The organism is Myxococcus sp. CA023 (assembly GCF_010998615.1).
Lineage (GTDB): Bacteria > Myxococcota > Myxococcia > Myxococcales > Myxococcaceae > Myxococcus.
Map to the genome: position 1 here is coordinate 1 of NZ_JAAEAH010000153.1, position 6,191 is coordinate 6,191.

Annotated in this window: 6 protein-coding genes; 3 read left to right on the forward strand and 3 right to left on the reverse strand. The window is 69.2% G+C overall.

Translation table 11 applies throughout. The features are described 5' to 3' along the window. Together F8M74_RS36785 and F8M74_RS36790 are read left to right on the forward strand one after the other, a co-directional pair. Positions 1-607 (forward strand): TetR/AcrR family transcriptional regulator (locus F8M74_RS36785; protein ID WP_240462327.1); only part of this gene is annotated, 607 nt, incomplete at its 5' end. Positions 608-821: 214 nt separating this feature from the next. Then, positions 822-1,538 carry an outer membrane beta-barrel protein gene (locus tag F8M74_RS36790; protein WP_141258983.1) on the forward strand — a complete coding sequence of 239 codons (717 nt, stop codon included), beginning with the start codon at positions 822-824 and terminating at the stop codon, positions 1,536-1,538. A gap of 12 nt (positions 1,539-1,550) precedes the next feature. On the opposite strand, the gene F8M74_RS36795 is transcribed toward F8M74_RS36790, so the two are convergent. The 3 genes from F8M74_RS36795 to F8M74_RS36805 form a co-directional block, all read right to left on the reverse strand. Next, positions 1,551-3,167, reverse strand: a complete 1,617-nt coding sequence (locus F8M74_RS36795) for a transglycosylase SLT domain-containing protein (RefSeq protein WP_141258984.1) — start codon at positions 3,165-3,167, stop codon at positions 1,551-1,553. Then, complete coding sequence (locus tag F8M74_RS36800) at positions 3,164-3,565, reverse strand: BlaI/MecI/CopY family transcriptional regulator (RefSeq protein WP_141258985.1); 402 nt, start codon at positions 3,563-3,565, stop codon at positions 3,164-3,166. The genes F8M74_RS36795 and F8M74_RS36800 overlap by 4 nt, the downstream gene beginning before the upstream one ends. 87 nt (positions 3,566-3,652) lie before the next feature. Continuing rightward, positions 3,653-5,233, reverse strand: a complete 1,581-nt coding sequence (locus tag F8M74_RS36805) for a bifunctional 3-(3-hydroxy-phenyl)propionate/3-hydroxycinnamic acid hydroxylase (protein WP_141258986.1) — start codon at positions 5,231-5,233, stop codon at positions 3,653-3,655. 228 nt (positions 5,234-5,461) lie between these two features. On the opposite strand from F8M74_RS36805, the gene F8M74_RS36810 reads away from it, so the two are divergent. Beyond that, the coding region (locus F8M74_RS36810) for a bacterial transcriptional activator domain-containing protein (protein ID WP_194857030.1) at positions 5,462-6,191 on the forward strand (730 nt) is incomplete at its 3' end.

Genomic DNA, 6,191 nt, shown 5'->3' on the forward strand with positions numbered 1-6,191 from the left:
CCTCCCCCCCACGGCGGCAGCCCCCCCCGAAGGCACGCGCCGACGCATCCTGGAGACGGCCCTGCAGCTCTTCGCGAGCCGCGGCTATCACGACACGTCCATTCGGGACCTGGCGTCGGCCCTGGAGTTGCGGCCCAGCGCGCTGTACGCCCACTTCGCGGCCAAGGACCACGTCCTCGCGGAGCTGGTGCGCATTGGCCACGAGGCCCACTTCGAGGCACTGGAGACCGCGTTCCAGGGCGCGAAGCCCACGCCGGCGGACCAGGTGCGCGCGCTGGTTCATGCGCACACGCGCGTCCACGCGGAGCATCCGCAGCTCGCGCTGGTGGTGAACGAGGAGTTCTACGCGCTGAGCCTGGAGCTGGCGGCGCCCGCGCAAGCGCTGCGGGACAAGGCCAACGCCATGTTGATAGACGCCATCCAGCGCGGCATGGCCCAGGGGCAGTTCTCCCCGCTCCATCCCAAAATCACCGCCGCGGCGATTGTCGGCATGGGCTCTCGCATCCCCCACTGGTTCGAACCCGGCGGCCCCATCGCGGTAGAGACCCTGGCGAAGACCCACGCCGAGCTGGCGCTGCGGATGCTGGGAAGCGTCTCCGGCGCGTGAGGCCGCGCGACCCACCGCGTAGCTGCCGGCGGCCGGACGCCACCTGGAACGCGTACACCCCCAGCGTGGCGATACCCACGAGGAGGACGCCCCGCGCGCTCGACAGGACTCGGCGACACGGCCGGTTGCTGACCGTTGAATTTTCCCAACACGCTTGCGTCAGCAGGCGCATCCACCGCAACGGCGGATCCTTCCTCACGCTGGATACCCTCACATGACCACTCCCCGCACGCTCTGGAAGCTCACGACCCTCTCCCTCATGTTGTCCGCTCCCGCCTTCGCTGCCGACGAGGTCGAACAGGCCCAGGAGGACCGGGGCTTCGCGCTGGGACTGCGCGCGGGCTACGGCGTCCCACTGGGGCACGCCGCGGGCTCCGATCTCGGCGAAACCCCCAAGATGAGCGAGGTGTTCAAGAGCGCCATCCCCTTGCAGGTGGAGGCGGGATACTTCTTCAACTCGAATGTCTACCTGGGGGCCTACTTTCAGTACGCGCCCGTACTGATCGCCGAGGACTGCGGCTCGGACGTCAATTGCTCCGCCAACCAGATGCGCTTCGGCATCAACGCGTCCTACCACTTCCGGGCGGGAGAGAAGCTCATGCCCTGGATGGGCCTGGGCATCGGCTACGAGATGCTCAACTTGAATGTGTCCTCGAGCGAGGACGGCGTGGAGGCCACCGTTGGCACGGGCGTCCGCGGCATCGAGTTCGCCGCCCTCCAGGCCGGCGCCGACTATCGCATCAACGACACGTTCTCCATCGGGCCCTACCTGTCGCTGGCGGCCGGCGTCTACCAGTCGTCGACCTCCAGCATTGAGATGAAGAACGTGCCCATCATTGGTGATGTCTCCGAGTCGGAGTCGGAGAGCATCGACAACAAAACGGTCCACGCCTGGCTGTCCGGCGGCGTGCGGATGCAGTTCCGCTTCTAGGCCGCGCCCACCTCAGTCCAGCAGGTGCGGGTTGCGCAGGATGAGCAACCCCGCCTGCACGGTGGCGGCGTAGTCGTTGAGGTGCCCGGCGCCGATGAGCGCCGTCACGTCACGGCTGCCCCCCGCGGTGAGCGCGGCATCCACCTTCTTGCTGCCCTGGTTGTACGCGGCGAGCGCCAGCCGCCAGTCGCCGTAACGCGCGTGCAGGTCCGACAGCAGCGCGGCGGCGGCCTGGGACTCGCGCGCCACGTCCAGCCGCTCGTCGCGCGCCTCACTCACCTCCAGCCCGTAGCGGCGCGCCGTCTCCGGGATGAACATCCACACGCCTGCGCCGCGCAGGCCCGGCGCCAGCGAGGGCCGGCCATCCGTCTCCGGCATGTTCGTCGCGGCGGACTCGACGACGGCCACGGCCAGCAGTCCCTCGGGCAGCCCCTTGTCACGTAGCGGCGCGGAGAGCGCCTCCCGCTGCGTCACCAGGTTCGCCAGCGCGCGCTTCATGAACGCGCGGCCCTTCTCCGAACCGGTGAGCGCGTTGAGCCGCGCCAGCACGTGCGCGTCCACCACCACCGGCAAATCCCCCTCCCGCTGGCTGGATGTCGCGAGCGCCTGCGCCTCCGCGAGCGTCACCGCGCGGCCCTGCGCCACGCCTTGCGACAACGCGGCGAGCGGCACCAGGACGAGACACAGCGCGGCCAGGAGCGCGGAAACACCCTGGGCACGGGCGGGACGAGGCTGGAAGAGCATCTGGATTCTCCGGGTGGTGGGGTGGGACATGCCGGTGACACCGGCGGGAAGGGGGGACTCGGGCCGCACCGACAAGGCCGCCTGGAGCAGGCACCGCGCGTAGGCCTGCGCCTGGGCCCGGCCAGTGGCCACCAGCGCTTCGTCACACGCCAGCTCCTGGAGTGAGACCATCCACTGGGACAGGGCATATGCGCCCGGATGCCAGAAGAAGGCGCCCGTGAGGACGAGCCGCGCGAAGGCCCGGTGCGTGTCGCGCTGGCGGTGGTGCTGAAGCTCGTGAAGCACCGTCAGCCGGAAGGACTCCGCATCCTCCAGCAGCGCGGGCGGCACCACCACCCACGCGGAGGGCTGACGTCCGGCGCGAGGAAACCACGCGGAGAAGGCCGGCATGCCCGCCTCGCCCAGCACCACGGCGACACGCCCCACGCCGCGCACGCGGGGCAGCGACTCCAACTGACGCAGCAGGCGCGCATGTCGCACCAGCGCCCGTGTGATGAAGGCGCCTCCTCCCACCAAGAGCGCCAACGCCGCCGCGGGCAGCACGGGCGGCAGCGCGGGCGCGGACTCCCGAGCCCGAGCAGGCTCCGCCACCGGACGCGGCTCCCACAAGGGCGCGGGCAGCCGTCCCGCGTGGCGCGCCACGGAACGCTCGAAGGTGAAGCGGGGCCCGGTGGGCACCAGCGCGTGCACGGCCGCGGCCAACAACGGCAGCACCAGCGTGAGCAGCAACACGCCACGCGCCACCCTCAAGGACTGCCGCGCCGACAGGGGACGGCCCAGCCGCGACAGCAGCGTCAGCGCCAACCAGGCCAGCGGCGGCGCCACGGCGAGCAGCAGCGCCTGCGTCAGATAGAGCGACGCGAGCTCACGCAGCACGGCGCTCACGGCTTGCGCCCCTTCGCGTCGAGCAGCTTGCGGAGCTGGTCCACGTCCGAGGCGGACAGGGGCACCGCCTCCACCAGCCGCGCCACCAGCGCGGAGGGCGTGCCGTCGAACACCGTCTCCACCAGGTGACGCACGCTCTGCGCCTCATAGGCGTCGCGCGGCAACACCGCCGAGTACAGGTGACCACGGCCCTGCTTGCGGCTGTGCACCACGCCCTTCTGCTCCAGGATGCGCAGCACCGTGGAGACGGACGTGTACGCCAGCGCGCGCTCCGGCGGCAGCGCGGCGAGCACGTCCGCCACACTCACCTCACCGAGGCGCCAGACGATGTGCATCAACTCCAGCTCCACCGGCGTCAACGGCCGTGGAGCCAGTTCGGGCTCAGGCTTGCGAGTCACGAGAGAACCTCCGTGACGCGCAAACTACTAAGGGATTAGTTCCAATTCAACTAACCACTTAGTTACTCACTGACGGAGCTCCTGTCCCTACACACCGAGCGCCTCCCGCAGCTCCGGCAGGCGCCGCGACCGCACCGCGCCGTAGACGAACCGGTCCGGACGCAGCACCACCACGTCCGCGGCATGCTTGGAGAACCAGTCCGCCAGCTTCCCGGTGACGTCCACCACCGCGGGTGCATCCTCGGAGGCCTCGTCCACCGCCTCCGCCGGAGGATGGAACGTCACCATGCGGCCACCCAGCGACTCGGCCAGCTCGCGCGCCGCCTCCAGCTCCGCCGACGGCGCGTTGCCCCGGCACAGCACCGTGAACTCATTGCCCAGGGTGTCGTCCAACAGGACCTCCTCACCCGACGGCAGCTTCACGCGCGGCTGGATGAAGTACTCGCCCTTGTCGCCGAAGTAGTAGCCGCTCGCGTGCGCCGGGGCCTCCTTGAACTCGAAGCCCTCGATGAACTTGCGCACCCGGGGGATGCGCTGAAGGGTGCGCAGCAGCGCGTCACGCGCGGAGGCCACCATGGGGTTGCGCGCCAGGAACAGGTGCCCCACCCGCACACACAGCTTCTGCACCGCCTCCACGTGCGGCCGGCGCTCCTGCTCATAGGTGTCCAGCAGCGACGCGGAGGACTGCCCGTGCAGCACGCGCTTCAGCTTCCACGCCAGGTTGGACGCATCCCGCATCCCCGACACCAGGCCCTGGCCCATGAAGGGCGGCATGGTGTGCGCCGCGTCGCCCAGCAGGAAGACGTTGCCATGGCGCCAACGCGCCGCGTTGAGGCAGTGGAACGTGTAGACCGAGGCACGCTCGATGCGCACGCGCTTGGGGTCCACGTACGGCGCGATGAGCTCGGAGATGGTCTCCGACTTCTCCAGGTGCTCGCGCGTCTCGCCGGGCATCATCATGAACTCCCAACGAATCTGGTTCACCGCGCCGGTGGCCACGAAGGCCGGACGCTTCGGGTCGCACACGAAGCGGCAGATTTCCGGCACCTCCCCTTCCACCACGGTGCCGGACACCGCCAGCCAGGGCTCGCCATAGGCCCGTCCCGACATCGGGATGCCCAGCGCCTTGCGCACGGTGCTGCGCGCGCCGTCACACGCCAGCAGGTACTTCGCGCGGATGGAGCGCTGCTCGCCCGTGAACGAGTCGTGGTAGCGCACCGTCACCCCGTCGGAGTCCTGCACCACGGCCTCCACGCTCACGCCCTTGCGCAGCTCCACGTGCTCGAAGCGGTTGAGCCCGTCGCGCAGCGCGCCCTCCAGCAGCGGCTGGTGGAAGAACCACAGCGGCGTGTGGCCGAAGCCGAAGTCCGTCTCGCCGGTGTGAATCTCCGCGAAGCGCTTGCCCGTGCCGCCCACGTACTCCGCGAAACGGCTTTCCCGCATGTCGCTTTGCAACAAATCCAACAGTCCGGTGGACTGGTAGATGCGCAGGCCTTCGTCGTCGCACGAAAAGGCCCGGGGCTCGCCGTGCGGCGCCACGTCCCGCTCCAACAGCAAGGTGCGCACACCCATGAGACCCAGCAGGTTGCCCGTCAACGCTCCCACCGGACCACACCCGCTGATGATGACGTCCACCTGCGTGTCCGTCTGCTGACTGTCACAACCCATGGATGCCTCCCGGGGCAATGTCTGGCATTTTTAATAACGAATCAGGTGTGACCACGGTGTGACGGGTCCGGAAGCCTGGATCAGCATCCGCTCAGAGCGGCGAGCTGCCGTGTGACGGAAAAACCACACGCAAAAATTGTCACTGCTGGGGCAATCCCTACCCGTGACGGAGGTTTTCGGCGGACGTGTTACCTTAGGGCCCCGCCCATGCGAGGAATCCCGGAGGACATGGCAGCCGACGGCCTGGTAAATACACAACGCTTTCACCTGGAACTCTTGGGCGAAGCCCGGCTCCGGGTCGGCGACATACGCATCCCACTGGAGCGGCGGACCGCGGCGGTGCTCGCATGGCTGGCATTAGAAGGCCCTCACCCGAAGTACCGCCTGGCCGGCCTCCTGTGGGCAGAGTCCGGAGAGACGACCGCGCGCAACAACATGCGACAGCTGCTGCGCCGGCTGCGGCTCGCTTGCGGCGCGGAGCTGGTGCAGGGCACCGATGTCCTCTCGCTGTGTGAGAGTGTTGTCTCGGACGCCGCCGAACTCCAGGCCCACGTGCTCGAGGGGCGATACTCGGAAGCCCTCACGCTGGAAGGCGTGCTCCTGGGTGCCCTGGAATACGAAGATTGCTCAGAATTCCAAACATGGTTGGAAGGTGCGCGTGAGCGGTTGGACAAGCTTCGCCGCCGGGCCGCCGTGGCGGAGTCGGAGTCGCGGGAGAAGCGGGGGGACCTGACGGGTGCACTGGCGCTCGCGGAGCAGCTCCTCATCATGGACCCGTATTCGGAAGAAGCGTGGCGCCGGCTGATGCGGCTGCACTACGTGGCGGGCGACCGCATGGCCGCGCTCAACGCCTTCGAGCGGTGCCGCCGCCTGCTGCGCGAGGAGCTGGACACCACGCCGCTGCCGCAGACGGTGGCCCTGGCGCGCGAAATCGAGCGGGGCCCGCCCGCCCCCAAGC